An 18,561-nucleotide genomic window follows, 5' to 3' on the forward strand; every position below is an offset into this window, starting at 1 on the left:
CCCACGCTACGAATCTCTAGAGAGAATTGCTGCTGGCTTTTGGCTTTGGCAGCTTCACTTGCCTTGGCTGCGGTAGCACGTTGCAGCAACTCAGACTCTTGCTGCTGTTTTAATTCTGCCGCTTCTGCTTTGGCACTCCCCAAAGCCCACTGGCCGGTAAACAGCGAGAAGATAAAAATGAGTGGTGGTAAAAACCACCAGCTTAGGCGTAGCAACATAGGGGTGGACTCCAAAGCAATAGCAGATGGGCGAATAACGGTTTCAAGCAGCACAATCCAGATGGCAAGGCTGGCGAGCAGAATAAGCAGCCATGGCCAGAGACGTGGTAGGGCAATACGGCGCAAGCTCATGATTTACCCCCCGCAGCTCTGGCTGCTCGGGTCTGGCTTTTAATGGGACCTGGTGGTTCACTAGGCACCATATTTTCAGGGAATATTGCTTCGTCGTAATAAAGGAAATTAGCTTCAATCACCTTGCGTACGTCCTCTTCCAGGCTGCTGTATTTTTGAAGATCAGGCTTTGCTTTATTGATATCTGTCCGCCAATCAGCCATCGCCAGCAACAAATCACGCCAATATAAATCATCCATACATTTTGCCTGACCAATCGCCACATCCATTGCCGTTACCCAGCGATGATGCTCAAAGTTGCCCACGATAGAGGAGTGGTAGGAGTTAGGCACGGCATCTCCCCCTTGGTAACGTTGGCGCGCCTCTGTCGGCGTTTCATCTCTTTTTTCTTCAGGCAGGTATTTCACGCCCGCTTTAACCACGGCATCGCAGGCATCAATCGGATCAATCCGCAGATTGCCGATATGCGCAGGCCCGCCAGCTTTGGCGGCTTTTTCTTTACTCTCTTCATCGTCTTCCCCTTGATGCAGATCCGGCACCCACGGCGGGTTGAGGGCTTCGCCATTGTTTAAGCGGGTTTCGCCTACTTGCAAGCCGGTTCGGCCCGCAGTTTCAAACATACCGCCATCGTAAGCCGCTTCACCTTTAACACGCATCACAAATGGCCCCGGCGCAGCACCTACCGCCACGGGTTTGCCATCACGCTTACGCCATGTCCAGACTCGCTGTAAAAAGCGCGGGCCTAAATGCTCCAATACCGGCTCTTTGCCTTCCAGCTTGTCTGGCACACCCAGCGTGCCAATTCCCTGCACATTGGCGAGGCCTACCGTCATATCGTGCGGGCAAAAATACAGATAAACCTTGCCACGGTTATCCCGCTCAAAAAACACTTGATCCAGCACGCGGGCGTCGCCATTTATACTCGCCCGTTTTCCTTGGGTGGGCGACCATGCATCCCCTGCGCGGCCCAGCGTGCTATCGCGGTCTTTAAGCTCCTGCAAGGGCGGTAAAGGGTGTGGATTTTTAGTAATCAGCCCCACCAGCTTCACCAGTGTTTCGATACGGGCGGCGGTGGTTTCTTGTTGCTCGCCTGATTGCATATTGCGATCTAGCCAAGGCTCATGCAGGCCATAAGGTGGGTGGCACATAATCAGGCAATCGGCAGAGCGCTTCCCCGCCTCTTTTAAAAATGCCTGCGCCGCCAGTGCCACAAGGCAGCCTTGGCTATGGCCAACGATGGTGACGGTTTCATTGGGATCAATCGCGCGAATCTGGGTGATCAGCGCCGCCAGCCGTTTGGCGGCCAGCGCCATATAGTGCCGGTCTGGCGCTTGTTTCACGATATGAATTTTGTCAGCAATCAGAGTATTGGTTAGCCAAACTAAAAAGCCGCCCTTAAATGCGCCATGAAACATTTCTGGAATACTACTGGTGGCATTAGAAAACATCCCGCCGCCTTTGGCGTTTTGTTTATCTAAGCGATTGCCAAATTTATCTACGACTTGTTCGTTGATTTTTTCCTTAGCCAGCTCTTTTTTCGTTGCCTTATAACCCCAATGAAAATGAATCACAGGGCTATTGGTCTTATCGTTTTTTAAACGCCTAAAGTAAATCGCATCGGGGTCTTCAACGGCTTTATCGTCGTCGCTAGGCAGCCGAAAATCATTGGGGAATAGATCGGGGCGATCCAGCCTTTCGTTCAGCCCTGCACAGAGGCCAATGTCCTGAGCCGCATAGCTCACCCCCATATCATTTACGCCATGCACCAAGATCACCACGCCGGGCATATTGCGATTGACTTGTACGGGATGATCTTTATAGCGATTGGGCATCAGTAAGGCTGAGCTACTGCCGATGGATGGTGCTTCTGTAGATTCTGTAGTCATGTTGTTAGCCTTTCTTAGGCAGGATGCGGATTTGGGCGACTTGCATTTTAATCTCTTCCAGCATGGGGGTTTTGCCTTCAGCATCAGAAACACCCTTGAGCTTACTACCATCTTTTAGGGTGATTTCATAATCGCGCAGGGCGGCTATTTGCGGTTTGCTTGGATCGCTGCTTGGGTAATGCAGTTGAAACTTTTGATCCGCTTTACCAGATTGAAACGCAGGTGGACTAAAGCTTTCGGTGGCGGGGCCAGACATGGCTTTACTGGCGGCTTTGATATTGACCACGCCACTGGTGCCAAGGGTGATGCCACTGCCTATTTTGATAAATGATCCATCTTCTGCAACGAGGTTTATTTTTTTGCCATAGAGGTAAAGCTCGCCGTTAATCGCAATCAGACGAATATTCTGATCGGCTTGGGCGACCAGATCATTGGCTTGTGCCTGAATCAAAAACGGCCCTTGATGCGCAATCAGGCGAAAATCTCCAGACTGGGCAAACTGGCTGATGCCTTGCCCCGCATTCAAGCTAAAGCGCTCGCCAGCGGTAAATTGCAGATGTTTTTTGGCGGCCCAATCTGCATTCAATCCGGCGTAAGCCACAATCGCCTGTGGCGTGGTGATACTTACGCCCTCTTTGGAAGTAAAACTCATCACCGGCTTGCCGCCGCCCTCTGCTTTAGGATCGGCATTACTGCCTTTTTCCCAGTTTTTAATGCTATTGATTAGCTCTGTTTGCGACGCCTGATCCAGCGCCAAGGCCTGATTGCTGCTGGCATAGTCGCCAAACGCTTTAAATAGCTCGGCGCACTGATCGAGTAATTCAATCATTTCGGCCCGCGCCAGTTGATTGCCACTGGCTTGTAATTTGCCATAGGTTGTGAGCAATAAACCTTGGGCAGCGCGAATACTGATGCTGGCATCAGAGCGCAACTCTGCACCCTCGCCTCGGGCGGTGGCTTTACCATCGCTACGGGGGTGGGTTAGAAACCCAAGATTGAGCTGCGTTTTAGCGTGCTCGCTGGATAGCTTGGTGCGCACCTCACCTTGGGTATCATCAAACAGCAGCTCGCCATATTGGCCGCCATCGTGCTCTTTTGTCTTAATGCCAGAGAGGGTTTTATTAGCAGGCAGCGCACCTGCCCCGCTGAACGCAGGTACAGGATGACTTCCGTTATGCACTACGCCCGTCACGATGGGCCGGTCGATATCGTTGTCTAAATAGCTGACTAAAACTTCTTGGCCAATTCTAGGGATAAACTGCTGGCCCCAACCCGCCCCCGCCGAGGGGTAGGCCACGCGCACCCAGCAGGAGGATTTATCATCCAGATTTGCGCCAAACTCAGGGTGCTCATTTTCTCGCTGCCAGGTGAATTGAATTTTAATTCGGCCCAGCTCGTCGGTATGGACTTCTGCACCGGCAGGGCCAACTACGGTGGCGGTTTGCACGCCAAAGCTAGTGGGCTGGCTGCTTTTGTCATAGCGAGGGGTGAGCGCTTGCCCTCGGCGCTGGGCGGTAAAGTCTGTCTGATATGGTTTCTGCTCATCACTTGCCGCTGGATTTGCGCTAGCTAATAGGCTGGGCGCAATCACCAGCAGTTGCTGGGTCAGATCAACCGGTAAATTATTATTGGCGGTAAATTTAAGCTCGGTGACTACGAATTCTCTCTTTTCCGGTTCGTCCCACTCATGGGCGGGGTGGTCTTCTAAACGAAACCATTGCCCCGCTTGCAAAGATCGTAAAGTGCCAGAGCCGCTAAAAGACTTTTTAACCTGATCGTGTGATTGCTGGCGTAGCTGTGCGTAGTGGCTAAGGTCTTCGGCATTGTTCGCGTAGTAGTGGGCAAGTGCCCCGTAATCTTCAAAGCTTGACTGAATTTGCTGGCCGCCTTCGCCCTGATCGACCGAGCTATCATCAAAACTTTGATTGGTCTTAACGGCCTTGTAATCAAAGCTGGCTAAGGCGACGCTGCTGCTGCCCAGCTGGCGCTGAGTGGTCCAGTCGGTGAGTGCATCATCCTCTTCCGTGGAATCTGCCCTATGGAACCTGACGTGCGAATCACTGGCCTCGGGGATGGCGTAAGCATCATCAAAAATCACTAACTGTACTTGCGGTGAATCACCTGCGATATGGACAAAACGCCAAGAAAGGCCTTCACGCTGCATGACTCTGCACACGAAGGCGTAGTCTGTCTCATTTTTTTGCGTGGTATAAGATTGGGGAGGGTAATCGCCAGACAGCTTGAAATCTAGCGTTTGTACGGAGGCAAAGACGGGGTTTTTAGCTTGGTGCTCGGCCAGTATCTTTTTAATAATGTCTGGCACGCTTAAATCTTGCAGTACCCGTGAAGTATGGCGGTACCTGAGTAGGGCAAACGGTGGCTCAACCGTCAGCTTGTATTTGGCAAAGCCCCCATCAGAGCCCAATAATTGCGCCTGAGAAACGACCCCACAGCGCTCTATCACTCCTCCTTCTGCATCCGCGATGGATAAAACAATCGGTAAGCCTAGTAAGGATTTAAGCTCTATATTTGTTTCTGCAGACAAGCAATGAATGTAATAAATAAAAGGCCGATTAACGCCCTCTTCCCCTTCTACCCGCTGAGGCAGCAGTTGATTCCCCCATGCCGCGCCATCACCAATCTGCAATGAGATCAATCGCTTATCTTGATTAAATGCAGCAGCAAAAGAAGCAAGAAGCTGGTCGGGGCGCATGGGGCATTCCACAATTTTATCAAGCACTCAGATTACCCGATGTTTCGCCTGCATGTCAAAATAATTACAAATGCTTGTAATTTTAGTAATTATTTACTATATTTTAGTAAGTAAAAACCCTGATTTTTAATTCCCTTGCAGCAAGCGCATTTCGGCGGCAGCTAAATTATCGCTTTCTCCTAAGAGCACCAAAATATCACCGGCTTGCAATTCAAAGCTGGCATCGGGTTGGATAGGGCGCATATTGCGGCGGCGCACGCTGCGTATCTCAATGTGCAGCTTATCGAGTTGTAATTCGCCCATATGTTTTCCAATGGCTGCGGCTTCATTGGAAAGATAAATAGTATGCAGGCGCGGTTGTGGCCGGTCGCTGTCTTCTGCGTCTTCGCTTACGCCACGATAAAAGCCGCGTAATAGTTGATAGCGCGCTTCCCGTACTTCCCTTACACGGTAAACCACTTTATTGAGCGGCACGCCAAGCAGCATAAGGGTGTGCGACGCTAGCATTAAGCTGCCTTCCATGATCTCGGCCACCACCTCGGTTGCGCCTGCGTCTTTTAGCTGGTCAATATCGCTATCGTCTTGGGTGCGGATAATCACTGGCAAATCGGGGCGAATGCTGTGTACCACTTCTAAAATCTGCATGGCGGAATGTGTTTCGGCGTAGGTCACCACAATGGCACTGGCGCGCATAAGCCCAGCAGCCATCAATACTTCACGCTTGGCGGCGTCGCCATACACCACCGAATCGCCTGCGGCAGAGGCTTCTCTGACCATATCAGGGTCTAAATCTAGAGCAAAGAAGCCGATGTTTTCTTGGCTTAAAATACGGGCTAAAGATTGGCCACTGCGGCCATAGCCACACAAGATAACGTGCCCTTGGCTTTGCATGCTGCGTACGGCAATTTGGTGCAAATTGGCGGCCAGATTCATCCACTCTGAGCGGGCAAGTCTTAAGACTATTTTGTCTGAGTGTTGAATCAAAAACGGGGTGATCAGCATCGATAATACGATGCCCGCGATAGTGGTTTGCAAGAGGCTATCTGGAAGTAGTTGGCTTTTGGAGGCTAGCGCCAGTATGACAAATGCAAATTCGCCACCCTGCCCAAGGGTAAAGCCAGTGCGCCAAGATGAGCCGGGCGTGCTGCCAAAAAGCTTGGAAAGGGCTGCGATGAGTAATATCTTGCCTGGGCCAAGCAGGGCCAGTACTAAGAGCACCCGCCACCATTGCTCTAGCAGTACCGAGTAATCCAGATTCATCCCTACCGTTACAAAAAATAAGCCAAGTAGCAGGTCTCGGAAAGGACGAACATCGTCTTCCACTTGATAGCGAAAATCAGTTTCTGCAATGAGCATGCCCGCTAAAAACGCCCCTAAGGCGAGGGATAAGCCCGCCAGCTCGGTGATCCAAGCAATCCCTAGCGTAACCAGCAAAAGGTTGAGCATAAATAGCTCGCTGGAGTGTTGCTTTGCCACCATATTGAACCAAGGCCGCATTAGTTTTTGCCCAAAGTAGAGCAAAACCAGCAAGACCACGATAATTTTTAGCGCCGCCAAACCCAGCGCCATCAGTAGCTCATTCCCTGGGAAATTCAGTACCGGAATCATAATCAGAAACGGCACTACGGCTAAATCTTGAAAGAGCAAAATGCCGATGGCGTTTTGGCCGTGCGGCGCGTGCAGCTCGTTGCGATCAGCCAGCAATTTAGATGCCATGGCCGTGGATGACATCGATAAAGCGCCACCCAATGCTAAGCCCACCTTCCAATCTAGGCCGGCTATCAAGCAAATTGCCATCACTACACCCACCATCGTCAGTACTTGCATGGCACCTAAGCCAAATACAATGCGGCGCATGGCATTGAGGCGAGCAAGGTTAAACTCCAGCCCCAAGGTAAACATCAGAAACACCACACCAAACTCGGCAAGGTGGGTGGCTTCGTCGCTACTCGTAATAAAACCAAGGGAATGGGGGCCAATCAGTAGGCCAACCACTAAGTAGCCCAGCATGGCAGGAAGCTTTAAGCGACGACAAAGCACCACCGTAAGTACGGCGGCGGCAAGCAAAAGCAGTAATGAGGATAGCTGGATGGACATAGGGCTCGAAGGAAATGGCGAATGGCTGGTTGGCTTTATCCTACTGCTAAGCAGTGGCTTGGGGGCGTTGAGTGCATTTTACTGACCATGTGTATTTGGCTTTGCTAGCCTTGTTCAGCCCCAAAACTGCAGCGAACACAGCCGTGAATGAAACGTCAACAGACCTTAGGGGGATTGATTTAAATACTAGCTTGATTGCGTACTCCCTCCCTATCCCTTGTTTACCTTAAATACTGGGTGGTGCATAAGTTTTATGCACCATTATTGATCTTGATTGGCATATTGCCAGAAGACGCAGGTGGCGGGAGAGGGGCTGCATCTCTTATACTTTCGCGCATATGAAAAATGCCCAATCTATCCTCGACTGCGCCAAGCGCGTATTGCGGGTTGAGGCCGAAGCTGTTTTTGCTCTGGCCGATCGACTCAATCCCAGTTTTGTCACTGCCTGTGAGTTGATTCTAGCCTGCCAAGGGCGTGTCATCGTGCTTGGTATTGGCAAATCAGGCCATATCGCTAAAAAAATAGCCGCCACGATGGCCAGCACGGGCACTCCGGCTTTTTTTATTCATCCTTCTGAAGCCGCGCATGGCGATTTAGGCATGATTACTCGCAGCGATGTGGTGCTGGCCTTGTCTAATTCAGGAGAAAGTGACGAAGTGATTGCTTTGTTACCTAGCCTGAAGCGTTTAGGCATCCCCTTGATCGCCATGACGGGTAATGAGCAATCTACTTTAAGCAAGCAAGCGGACGTGCATTTAGATTCAGGGGTTACACAAGAGGCTTGCCCGTTGAACCTTGCCCCAACGGCAAGTACTACCGCCGCATTGGCCTTGGGTGATGCGCTGGCGGTAGCGCTCATAGAGGCACGTGGCTTTCAGGCTGAAGACTTTGCTTTGTCCCACCCAGGTGGGAGCTTAGGGCGGCGCTTATTGGTGCTGGTACGCGATCTAATGCATACCGGTGACGCTTTGCCCGTGGTGCAGCAAGATGTATTACTGCGCGATGCCCTGTTAGAAATTAGCAAGAAAGGCATGGGAATGACCGCCGTGGTGGATGCTGCAGGTAAGCTGCTCGGAATATTTACCGATGGCGATTTGCGCCGTGCACTGGATCAGGGCGTCGATGTGCGTGATACTCCCGTATCAACGGTGATGACTTTAGCACCGGCAACGATTGAATCGCACAAATTAGCCGCCGAAGCGGTGCAGCAAATGGACGCACGCCGCGTCAATGGTTTATTGGTGCTAGAAGCTGGAGTATTGGTCGGTGCGATCAATATGCATGACCTACTTCGCGCCCGTGTCGTTTAACATCAGCAAAATCAGTAAATAAAAAGCGGCTTATGGGGGCCTCGAAAACCTATATTTCTAAATAAGACAAGGCGCGTTTTAAAAAAATCGACGCTGCATATGTTTGATATGTAAGGAGATTTTTTTAAAGCGCAACGCAGTATTATGACGAAAGATGGGTTTTTCGAGGTTCCCTTATGTCTCAGATTCAAATTTAGCCGTTAAACCTGAGCTTACCGAAGGCATGAGATTATTTATGCTTCTGTAAGGTTACTACAAACGCTCTTTTTTGAGTTTGCTTGAGCAAGAGACATAATCAGGGATGAATAAAGGAAAAATAATGACAGATAAAGCCAAAGCGGTTCGCTTAATGATTTTTGATGTTGATGGTGTAATGACCGATGGCAGCCTGTTTTACAGCGATAGTGGTGAAGAGTTAAAAGCATTTAACTCACTAGATGGCCATGGTTTAAAAATGTTGAGCACCAGCGGGGTAAAGCTAGCCATTATTACCGGCCGCACTTCTAAGCTGGTTGAAAAACGCGCCAAAGACTTGGGTGTAGACTACCTCTATCAAGGCGCTCACGATAAAGGCGCAAGCTTTGAAGAGCTATTAAAGGTTGCTGGCCTTAGCGCGGATGCCTGCGGTTATATGGGTGATGATGTGATCGATTTGCCCGTGATGCGTAGAGTGGCCTTTGCCGTAGCCGTGCCTGATTCTCCACAATTAGTGCGTAAACATGCTCATTACATTAGCGGTAGCCAAGGCGGCCGTGGTGCTGTGCGTGAAGTCTGTGAATATCTAATGCAGGCGCAAGGCACATTTGATGCCGCTATGGCGCCGTACCTCGCCTAATGGCTGTTCGTGGTACTACTCGCCTGCTGCCCTTGGCTTTGGTGTTGCTGCTGGGCGGGTTAACTTGGTTGCTTGATAGAGCGGCTACCTTGCCTAGTGCGGCATACGCGGTGAATTCTGATCAACCAGACATGTTGGTTGATAGAGCCACCGCTGTGCGTTTTGGAGAGGATGGCCGCCCTGTTTCCCAGCTTACTGCCACTCATGTTTCTCACTTACCTGCGGGTGATATCACCTGGCTAGAAAATCCTCATTTGCGCTATACCGCGCCAGAACAACCCCGTTTGGATGTGACTGGCGAGCGGGCTAAGTCAATTAAGCGTGGTAGTGAGGTTTGGTTTCCTGGGCCGGTTAAAATGGTGCGCGCTGCCAGTGGCACACAGGCCGAGTTAGTCATTAATGGCCGAGATATGCAGGTTTTACCACAGCAGGGCATTGCCAGCTCAGATGCCCCCGCCCGTGCCGTAATGGGCACTTACGTTGTTGAGTCGGTGGGTTTTATTGCTAATTCTAATACCGAAACACTGGAACTTAAATCTAAAGTCAGGATGAGCTATGAACCGCTTCGTAACCCTTAACACCGTATTACTGTTTTTGCTTGCTAGCCCCGTGCATGCAGAAAAAACCGACCGCGAAAAACCTATTAAAATCGCCGCTGCAAATTGTGTGATGAATCAAAAAACGCAGGCTAGCGTCTGTACTAATGATGTGGTGCTGACTCAAGGTACGCTCAGCATTCGTGGAGATAAACTCTCCGTGCGCCAAGATGAAGCGGGCAACCAGTTTGTGACAGGCAATGGCAGCCCCGTGCGGTTTCGGCAAAAAATGGATGGTGGTAACGAGTGGGTAGATGCAGAGGCACAGCGCTTTGATTACGACGGGCGTACTGGCATTCTTAAGTTGTTGGATAAAGCTTGGGTGAAGCGGGGCGAAGATCAAATTTATAGCGATTTAATCACTTACGATCTAAACAATGAAGCCTACCAAGCGCAGAGTAAAACAGAAGGTGGCAGGGTGAATATCGTGATCAATCCGAAAAAGGCTCCCGCTCCATGAGTAGTTCTTTACGCGCAGAACAGCTAGAAAAGCGCTACGGCAAACGTACCGTAGTGCGTGATGTCACTATGGAAATTTCTAGTGGCGAAGTGGTTGGCTTGCTAGGCCCTAATGGCGCGGGCAAAACCACTAGCTTTTATATGTTGGTGGGTTTAGTTGCGATGAATGGCGGGCGGATTATGCTCGATGGCGAGGATATCGGCCATTTACCCATTCATCAGCGGGCACGGCGAGGTTTAGGTTATTTGCCTCAGGAAGCATCTATCTTTCGTAAAATGACGGTGGCGCAAAACATTACTGCAGTGCTAGAGCTGCATTGCAAAAATCGTGTTGAGATTGATACTCGCCTCAATGAGCTGCTCAATGATTTACATATTGCCCATTTGCGGGATGCTGGTGCGATGGGCTTATCAGGTGGTGAGCGGCGGCGGGTAGAAATTGCCCGCGCACTTGCAGCAAACCCACGCTTTATCTTGCTGGATGAGCCATTTGCAGGGGTAGACCCGATTGCCGTGATGGATATTCAACGTATTATTGGTTTTTTAAAGCAACGTGGAATCGGTGTGCTCATCACTGATCATAATGTGCGTGAAACCTTAGGTATTTGTGATCGTGCTTACATCATCTCGGAAGGTGCGGTGATGGCGTCAGGTGTTCCAAAAGATATTGTGGCTAATGAAAGTGTGCGTCGAGTGTATCTCGGTGAACATTTCCGTATGTAAATGAAACAAACCCTGCAGCTGCGGCTTTCCCAGCAACTAAACCTCACGCCACAATTGCAGCAGGCTATTAAGCTGCTGCAGCTTTCTACGCTTGAGTTTCAGCAAGAGCTTGAGCAGTACCTAAATGACAACCCTTTGCTGGAGCGTGGCGAGGAAGCCCCCGCAGGGGAAGTTGAGCAGCCCGAGCCACAGTGGGAAATGGGTGGGGATGATGATGGTTTGCGCTGGGAGGGTACGAGTCATGGTGGCTCAGATGACGATGATGATTTTGACCCCGCCACCAATATTGCGCGTGATCTAGATTTACGTGAATACCTGCTACAGCAAGCAGGCCTGCTGCAGCTACCGCATCGGGATAAGTCTTTGTTATTGATGTTGATTGAAGCTTTGGATGATGATGGTTTCCTTTCCCAGCCCTTAGATGAAGTCTATTCTCAGCTGCCAGAGGAACTTATCCAAGATTATGAACTCGAACTTGATGACTTAAAGATTGCTTTAGTCCGCTTACAGCACTTAGAGCCCTTAGGCGTTGGTGCTCGGGATACTGCCGATTCATTATGCTTACAGTTGCGCCAAAAACCGCCGAGTGCCGCTAAAGATTTAGCCTTGAAGATTGCCCAAAATTCACTCGATTTATTAGCTGGACGGGACTACACTAAGCTTAAACGAGCCTTTAAATGCGAGGATGCTGAGCTAAAAGCCGCACAAGAATTAATTGTAAGTTTAAACCCAAGGCCGAGCGCACAGTGGTCTGTAACCTCGCCAAGATATGTAAGCCCCGATGTGGTTGTGCAAAAAGTACGTGGGGTTTGGCGGGTTAGATTGCATGATGCATCCATGCCAAAATTACGCGTTAACCGGCTTTATGCAGATATCTTACAGAAAGGCGACGGCGCTCATTTAGCCCGCGAGCTACAAGAAGCACGTTGGTTAGTAAAAAGTGTGCAGCAGCGTTTTGAAACAATTTTACGAGTAGCAACAGCGATTGTAGAGCGGCAGCGGGCATTTTTTGAACATGGTGAAGTGGCAATGCGGCCCTTGGTACTCAGGGATATTGCAGAAGAGCTCGATTTACACGAATCAACTATTTCTAGAGTCACCACGCAAAAATACATGTTAACGCCGCGTGGTTTGTATGAGTTTAAGTATTTTTTTGGTAGCCATGTAGACACAGACGCCGGTGGTGAATGTTCTGCAACCGCTATCAAAGCTTTAATAAAGCAGATGGTGCAGCAAGAAGATAAGAAAAAACCTTTAAGTGATAGCGTATTGGCAGAAGCATTATCCGCCCAAGGTATTGTGGTAGCGCGTCGTACCGTTGCTAAATACCGTGAGGCGTTGCAGATTTACCCAGTAAGTCAGCGCAAAAGTTTGTAAGGCCCCAACGGAAGGAGTAACCCTATGAATTTGAATATCAGTGGCCATCATCTTGAAGTAACCCCATCGATCCGTGAGTACGTGAACAGTAAGATGGAGCGGGTTATCAGGCACTTTGATAATGTGATTGATGTAAATATCATCCTCTCCGTGGAGAAACTGCAACACCAAGTTGAAGCTACCGTTCATGTTCGCGGACGCGATATCCACGTTGAAGCAACGGATGAAAATATGTATGCAGCGATTGATCTTTTGGCAGATAAACTTGATCGTCAAGTTGTAAAGCACAAAGAAAAATCAATGGATCATCGCAACGAATCCATTAAACAGCATCAACCTAGCGCTGAATAAAGCGATTTCTTTCACCTTAGCGGGAACCGGTTTATTCGGGTTCCCGTTTTTGTTTTCAAGCGACGGCGCTACAATAGCTGTCGTCCTTGTTTTGGTCTGCCTACAATGAGTCTGATCGCCCAAATTCTGCCAAGTGGTAATGTCTTCCTTGATATGGAAGTCGGCAGTAAAAAACGTATTTTTGAACAAGTAGGGATTCTATTTGAAAATAGCCACGGCATTGCCCGTAGCGTTATTTTTGATAGCTTATTTGCTAGAGAAAAACTTGGTTCCACCGGCCTTGGTCAAGGCGTGGCTATTCCGCACGGGCGTATTAAAGGCCTAAAAGAAGCAACCGGTGCTTTTGTGCGTTTAGATGAGGCTATTCCTTATGATGCGCCTGATGGTAAGCCGGTTTCCTTGGTGTTTGTCTTGCTCGTGCCCGCACACGCTACCGATCTACACTTACAAATCTTGTCTGAATTAGCCCAGCTTTTTTCAGATAAAGTATTGCGAGAAAGCTTGTTGGCCGCAACGGAGCCAGGGCAAATCTGGAAGTTAATCAGCACTTGGGAGCCTTATGCCACAGATTTCAGTTAGACAACTGTTTATTGATAACGCCGAAAAACTGCGCCTAACTTGGGTTGCAGGGCAATCTGGTGCTAATAATCTGTTATCTAATGATGCGTCTGAGCAAAAGCCAACCCTGTCTTTGGTCGGTCACCTGAATTTTATTCACCCCAATCGCATTCAAGTGCTTGGGGTGGCTGAAACGGTTTATCTTTTGCAGCTAAGCGTTGAGGCGCAAAGAGAATCACTGGCCCGATTATTCTCAAACGAGATGGCGGCGGTGATTGTGGCCAACGGCCAGATCGTTGGCGACTGCCTGCGCGAAGCCTCCGAGCGCTTTCATGTGCCGCTGCTTACGTCCCCTGAGCAATCCCCCTATCTGATGGATGTGCTGCGCTATTACCTATCAAAAGCGCTAGCGGTTTCAACTCATTTGCACGGGGTGTTTTTGGATGTGCTGGAAGTGGGTGTACTGCTGACGGGTGAATCATCGATGGGTAAGAGCGAGCTGGCACTAGAGCTAATTTCCCGTGGCCATGGCCTTGTGGCCGATGATGTGGTTGAGGTGTATCGCACCAATCCAGAAACGCTGGAAGGGCGTTGCCCGCCTATGCTGCGCGATTTTCTAGAAGTGCGCGGGATTGGCGTGCTGAATATCCGTACTATTTTTGGTGAAACGGCGGTGAGGCCGCGTAAAACCTTAAAGCTGATTATGCATTTGGCCAAGGCGGGGGCAGAAAAACTGGCTCCGATGGATAGGTTGCAAATGCAGGCGGCCACGCAGGATATTTTGGGTGTGCCGATCCGCAAATTAGTGATTCCCGTGGCGGCCGGTCGAAATTTAGCGGTATTGGTTGAGGCTGCGGTGCGTAATTATATTTTGCAATTACGCGGCATCGATTCCACGCGTGAGTTTATTGAAAGACATCAAAAATTTATGGAGATGGGCGAATGAGTCGTCAGCAGCTCATTTTGCTATCTGGCTTATCAGGGGCGGGTAAAAGCGTTGCACTTAAATCTCTAGAAGATTTAGGTTATTTTTGTATCGATAATCTGCCCGCGCCTTTATTGCCGCAAACGGTGGCTTTGCTGGATGAGGATGGTTATCCACAAGTCGCTATTTCTGTGGATGTGCGCAGCGCGCATAACTTTGCCAGCTTCCCCAATCATCTAGAAGCCCTGCTGGAATTGGGGCTAGATGTGCAAATGCTGTTTTTAGAAGCCAATAACGAAACGCTAGTGAAGCGGTTTTCTGAAACGCGGCGCAGCCATCCCTTATCCAGTGGTGAGTTAACCGTTAGCGAGGCCATCGCCCTAGAGCGAGAGATGTTGGCTGATTTCTCTGAAGTGGCTCATCGTATCGACAGCAGTGATTTATCCGCCAATCAGCTGCGCAGCTGGATTCGCCAGTTTGTGGCCTTAGATCGCTCCCAGCTTACTGTGATTTTTGAATCTTTTGGCTTTAAGCATGGCTTGCCACTTGATGCTGATTTTGTGTTTGATGCCAGATGCTTGCCTAATCCTTATTACGACAAAGCCTTGCGCCCACTTACGGGTAAAGATCAGCCAGTGATTGATTTTTTGCAGCGACAAGCGGTGGTTGGGCGGTTTCAAGAGCAGATCAAAACCTTTATGCAAGCATGGTTGCCCGAGTTTGAAGCAGATAATCGCAGCTATATTACGGTGGCGATTGGTTGCACAGGTGGCCAGCATCGCTCGGTTTATTTAGCGGAGCAATTAGCCCAACACTTTGCTGAGCATAGGCAGGTGTTGCTCAGGCACCGTGAGCAGCATGGCTAAAGTAGACGGCGGCGAAGCCGCTGCTTTTCCCCCTCGCCCGCTTGCGGGAGAGGGCAAGGGGAGAGGGGTAGACGGCGGTGCAGGTACTGATTTTCTCCCTCGCCCGCTTGCGGGAGAGGGTAAGGGGAGAGGGGTAGACGGCGGTGCAGGTACTGATTTTCTCCCTCGCCCGCTTGCGGGAGAGGGTAAGGGGAGAGGGAAGAATCAAATAATGCGGCCAGGTGACTGGCCGTTTGTTTGTCTAGCTTTAGTCTTGGTCGCCTACTTGGCTGCATGGAGCTGGCAGCAGGATGGGGCCACTCGGGTGCGGGTCTACCAAGAGGGCAAAGTCTTTGCTGAGGTAGATTTAAGCGCAGAGCGAGAGTTACAGGTGGCAGGCCCACTTGGGATAACCGCAATTGAGATTAAAGCGGGCCGAGTACGGATCAGTGCCGACCCAAGCCCTCGCCAATATTGTGTGCGGATGGGTTGGTTGGATCAGGCGGGCCAAATGGCGATTTGCTTACCCAATCGAATTAGCATTGAGCTTTTAGGTGCTCGCCCTCATGACTTCGACAGCCTCAGTTACTGAAATCCGCCTTAAACCCAGCTTGGATGATGTACGCATTGCCCGTTATGCTGCGCTAGCCATTGCGCTATCGGTATTAGAGGCGGGTATTCCTTCGCCTATTCCTGGAATTAAACCTGGGCTGGCTAATATCATCACCTTGATTGCTTTATGGCGCTTTGGCTGGGGGGATGCGGCATGGATTTGCCTGCTTAGAATTATGGGCAGTGCCATTGCCTTAGGCGGATTTCTATCGCCAGGCTTTGCTATGAGTCTAACGGGTGGGCTATGCAGCTTGCTGGCGCTTGCGTTTGCTTCACGTTTGCCTAGGCGCTGGTTTGGCCCCGTTAGCCATTCCTTGCTGGCGGCATTTGCGCATATGGCTGGGCAGCTATTATTGGCGCGGCTCTGGTTGATTCCGCATAATGGCATCATTAATTTAGTCCCCATCTTTGCTGCGGCCGCATTAGTTTTTGGGCTAGTAAATGGGGTGATTGCGGCAAAATTGCTGAATCGTGGGTGAAAACGTTCAAAAAGTGCTAAGGGCGGATGAAACCCAATCCTATCAACTTAAGCGATATGCCATTCGTAGGGCGGGTGAAACCCGCGAGTGATGTTGAATAAATACGCGGGTTGCACCCGCCCTACAGTAAATATCATTGATTTGGTTTTCTCTGTCTCTACAGACCTTTAGCTGTTAAGTCGTTTTAATAGGTTTTAAATGAAAACAATTACATTGGCTTTTACCGGCGCATCCGGTCTGCCTTATGGCTTGCGCACCCTAGAATGCTTGCTGGCGGCGGGTTGCACCGTGCATGTGCTTTACACGCAGGCGGCGCAAATTGTGGCAAAGCAAGAGCTGAATGAAACCTGGCCTTCGCGCGCGGCTGATCTGGCGGTGTATTTTCGCCAGCGCTATGGCGTTACTGATGAATCGCAGCTGCAAGTCTTTGGTCAGCAAGAATGGTTTGCCCCGATGGCATCCGGCTCTAATCCCGGTGACGGCATGATTGTTTGCCCCTGCACCATGGGCGCTTTATCGGCGATTGCGGTGGGCGCTTCGGATAATTTATTAGAGCGCGCTGCGGATGTGATGATTAAAGAAGGCAAAAAATTAGTGGTTGTTCCACGTGAAGCACCTTTTTCGGTGCTGCATCTGGAGAATATGCTCAAGCTGGCTAAGCTAGGCGTAGTGATCTTGCCGCCTAATCCAGGCTTTTATCACCATCCTAAAACCATCGCCGATTTAGTCGATTTTGTGGTGGCGCGGATTCTAGATCAGTTCCAAATTCCGCATCAGCTGATGCAGCGCTGGGGGGACAAGGGATGAGTTTTAGAGTTAACTGGCCCATTTGGAAAACGGCTTGTTTGGCCTTACTTGCACTGTGGTTCTGGCCCTCGTTCGCCCCGCACGACCCTTGGAAGCCCGATGAAAGCTATATCCTTGGCCTAGTGTATGAATACACGCTGCGAGATAACTGGCTGGTGCCGATGTTATCTGGCGAGCCTTTTATGGAAAAACCGCCGCTGTTTTTTTGGACGGCAGCGGGCTTCTCTCGCTATATCTTTACCTGGCTGCCTGTGCATGCAGCCGCAAGGCTGGCTGCGGCATTTTATATTGCGCTGACCTTTATTTTTGCCGCCTTAGCCGCAGGGCAATTTGCTGCTCGCAGCCGATCGAATAATCCATCGCAAGCGGCATGGCTCACGGCTATTTTGCTGGCAGGCACGTTGGGCTTGGTCGGCAATGGCCATCATATTCTGACCGATAGCGCCTTATTTGCTAGCTTTGCTATCGCCCTCTACGCGTTCTCTGTCTTTCCCCTGCGGCCACTCGCCAGCGGCCTATTGATGGGCACGGCTTGGGGAATGGCGTTTTTAACTAAGGGTTTATTGGGGCCAGGCTGCCTTGGTTTGGCGGCTTTGCTGTTGCCGATTGCTGATCGCACTTATCGGCAAAAAGCCTATTTGCTAACACTTGCTATCGCCTTGCTGGCTGCTTTGCCTTGGTGGCTAATCTGGCCTTGGCGCTTATGGCTGGCCTCGCCAGAGTTATTTCATACTTGGTTTTGGGTGAATAATCTTGGGCGCTTCTTGGGGGAGAATAACCTTGGCCCAGAATACGAGCGTGGCTTTTACCTGAAGATTCTGCCTTGGCACGCCTTCCCGCTGATCCTCTATCTGCCGGTATTATTCTTCAGGCAACGCCTCGATGCATTTAAAAACGCCGCCCCAGCAGCGCTACTTTGCCTGCTGACTTACACCATATTGTCCTTGGCTAAAACCTCGATGGAGCTATACGCAGTACCCGCTGTAGTAGCGTTTGCCGTATGGATGGGCGCGCAAGCATCTAGCATCCCCGCCGCCTTCGAGCGCCGCTTCGGCCTTGTTGCCCTGTGCTTAGTGGCTGTTAGTGCCTTACTACTTTGGTGGGCATGGGCTGCTCTCTATTTCGGTCTGCCTTTGCAAGCCAGCCTAATGTACTACTTACCGGGCTTTGCAGAAAAACCAGCTTGGCTGGGCGTGCTGTTTGCACTTGCACTCACCATCATCGTGTGGAATCTAGCTTGGCGAGCCCCGCAGTGGGCCAAACACCAAGGCGCGGTGCGTTGGCTGGCCGTGTTGGTAATGAGCTACGGCCTATTATTCAGCCTGCTGCTACCCGGCTTAAATTACAGCAAAAGCTATAAACCGATGATGCTGGATTTAGCCACCCAACTAGACAAAACCCAGTGCCTAGCCAGCTTTGGCCTAGGCGAGCACGAAAGAGGCAACTTTCACTACTACACCACCATGCGAGTGCAGCGCTTCGAAATAGGCCGTGGCAAAGCATGCCCGCAGCTCTTAACTCAAGGCAGCACCATGCCGGCGAATATTGGGGAATATAGCCTGCTGAAGAAAACGACAAGGGCAACGGATAGGGACGAGGAGTTTAGTGTTTGGCGTAAGAAATAATTTATGTTACTTA

18 protein-coding genes are annotated in these 18,561 nt (G+C 50.3%); 14 read left to right on the forward strand and 4 right to left on the reverse strand.

Features of this window, described 5'->3' with window-relative positions; all coding sequences use genetic code 11:
• The 4 genes from R6242_RS20330 to R6242_RS20345 all read right to left on the reverse strand — a co-directional run.
• Positions 1 to 350, reverse strand: a 350-nt coding sequence (locus tag R6242_RS20330) for a hypothetical protein (protein ID WP_318430407.1), incomplete at its 3' end; no start/stop codon positions are given.
• Positions 347 to 2,236 carry a DUF3274 domain-containing protein gene (locus R6242_RS20335; RefSeq protein WP_318430409.1) on the reverse strand — a complete coding sequence of 630 codons (1,890 nt, stop codon included), beginning with the start codon at positions 2,234 to 2,236 and terminating at the stop codon, positions 347 to 349. The genes R6242_RS20335 and R6242_RS20330, both read right to left, overlap by 4 nt.
• A gap of 4 nt (positions 2,237 to 2,240) precedes the next feature.
• Positions 2,241 to 4,949 carry a type VI secretion system Vgr family protein gene (locus R6242_RS20340; protein ID WP_318430411.1) on the reverse strand — a complete coding sequence of 903 codons (2,709 nt, stop codon included), beginning with the start codon at positions 4,947 to 4,949 and terminating at the stop codon, positions 2,241 to 2,243.
• Between the two features lie 126 nt (positions 4,950 to 5,075).
• Positions 5,076 to 7,046 carry a monovalent cation:proton antiporter-2 (CPA2) family protein gene (locus R6242_RS20345; RefSeq protein WP_318430413.1) on the reverse strand — a complete coding sequence of 657 codons (1,971 nt, stop codon included), beginning with the start codon at positions 7,044 to 7,046 and terminating at the stop codon, positions 5,076 to 5,078.
• A gap of 338 nt (positions 7,047 to 7,384) precedes the next feature.
• Here R6242_RS20345 and R6242_RS20350 point away from each other — a divergent pair, with 338 nt between their 5' ends.
• From R6242_RS20350 to R6242_RS20415, 14 genes are all read left to right on the forward strand, one after another.
• A complete protein-coding gene (locus tag R6242_RS20350) occupies positions 7,385 to 8,356 on the forward strand; it encodes a KpsF/GutQ family sugar-phosphate isomerase (protein WP_318430415.1) in 972 nt (323 codons plus the stop codon).
• A gap of 319 nt (positions 8,357 to 8,675) precedes the next feature.
• Positions 8,676 to 9,191 (forward strand): 3-deoxy-manno-octulosonate-8-phosphatase KdsC, encoded by a 516-nt coding sequence (kdsC, locus tag R6242_RS20355; protein ID WP_318430417.1) that lies wholly within the window; start codon positions 8,676 to 8,678, stop codon positions 9,189 to 9,191.
• Positions 9,191 to 9,769 (forward strand): LPS export ABC transporter periplasmic protein LptC, encoded by a 579-nt coding sequence (gene lptC / locus R6242_RS20360; RefSeq protein ID WP_318430419.1) that lies wholly within the window; start codon positions 9,191 to 9,193, stop codon positions 9,767 to 9,769. The genes kdsC and lptC overlap by 1 nt, the downstream gene beginning before the upstream one ends.
• Entirely contained in the window at positions 9,747 to 10,247 is a 501-nt protein-coding gene (gene lptA / locus R6242_RS20365; protein WP_293934352.1) for a lipopolysaccharide transport periplasmic protein LptA, read from the forward strand. Before lptC ends, lptA begins: the two co-directional genes overlap by 23 nt.
• The gene (gene lptB, locus R6242_RS20370; RefSeq protein ID WP_318430422.1) at positions 10,244 to 10,969 is read left to right on the forward strand and encodes an LPS export ABC transporter ATP-binding protein; all 726 of its coding nucleotides are present in this window, start codon (positions 10,244 to 10,246) and stop codon (positions 10,967 to 10,969) included. Before lptA ends, lptB begins: the two co-directional genes overlap by 4 nt.
• Positions 10,970 to 12,346, forward strand: coding sequence for an RNA polymerase factor sigma-54 (locus R6242_RS20375; protein ID WP_318430425.1), 1,377 nt, complete (start codon positions 10,970 to 10,972; stop codon positions 12,344 to 12,346).
• Positions 12,347 to 12,370: 24 nt separating this feature from the next.
• Complete coding sequence (gene hpf / locus R6242_RS20380; protein ID WP_318430426.1) at positions 12,371 to 12,697, forward strand: ribosome hibernation-promoting factor, HPF/YfiA family; 327 nt, start codon at positions 12,371 to 12,373, stop codon at positions 12,695 to 12,697.
• Between the two features lie 105 nt (positions 12,698 to 12,802).
• The gene (locus R6242_RS20385; RefSeq protein WP_293934360.1) at positions 12,803 to 13,276 is read left to right on the forward strand and encodes a PTS sugar transporter subunit IIA; all 474 of its coding nucleotides are present in this window, start codon (positions 12,803 to 12,805) and stop codon (positions 13,274 to 13,276) included.
• Positions 13,257 to 14,201 (forward strand): HPr(Ser) kinase/phosphatase, encoded by a 945-nt coding sequence (hprK, locus tag R6242_RS20390; protein ID WP_293934363.1) that lies wholly within the window; start codon positions 13,257 to 13,259, stop codon positions 14,199 to 14,201. Before R6242_RS20385 ends, hprK begins: the two co-directional genes overlap by 20 nt.
• The gene (rapZ, locus tag R6242_RS20395; protein ID WP_318430430.1) at positions 14,198 to 15,046 is read left to right on the forward strand and encodes an RNase adapter RapZ; all 849 of its coding nucleotides are present in this window, start codon (positions 14,198 to 14,200) and stop codon (positions 15,044 to 15,046) included. The genes hprK and rapZ overlap by 4 nt, the downstream gene beginning before the upstream one ends.
• Positions 15,039 to 15,617 (forward strand): NusG domain II-containing protein, encoded by a 579-nt coding sequence (locus R6242_RS20400; protein ID WP_318430432.1) that lies wholly within the window; start codon positions 15,039 to 15,041, stop codon positions 15,615 to 15,617. Before rapZ ends, R6242_RS20400 begins: the two co-directional genes overlap by 8 nt.
• Positions 15,592 to 16,116 carry a Gx transporter family protein gene (locus R6242_RS20405; protein WP_318430433.1) on the forward strand — a complete coding sequence of 175 codons (525 nt, stop codon included), beginning with the start codon at positions 15,592 to 15,594 and terminating at the stop codon, positions 16,114 to 16,116. The genes R6242_RS20400 and R6242_RS20405 overlap by 26 nt, the downstream gene beginning before the upstream one ends.
• A 198-nt stretch (positions 16,117 to 16,314) precedes the next feature.
• Positions 16,315 to 16,923: a flavin prenyltransferase UbiX gene (locus R6242_RS20410; protein WP_318430435.1), complete on the forward strand. Its 609-nt coding sequence runs from the start codon at positions 16,315 to 16,317 to the stop codon at positions 16,921 to 16,923.
• Positions 16,920 to 18,548, forward strand: coding sequence for a hypothetical protein (locus R6242_RS20415; protein WP_318430437.1), 1,629 nt, complete (start codon positions 16,920 to 16,922; stop codon positions 18,546 to 18,548). The genes R6242_RS20410 and R6242_RS20415 overlap by 4 nt, the downstream gene beginning before the upstream one ends.
• The last annotated feature ends 13 nt before the right edge of the window (positions 18,549 to 18,561 follow it).

It is taken from the genome of Iodobacter sp. CM08 (assembly GCF_033446605.1).
Lineage (GTDB): Bacteria > Pseudomonadota > Gammaproteobacteria > Burkholderiales > Chitinibacteraceae > Iodobacter.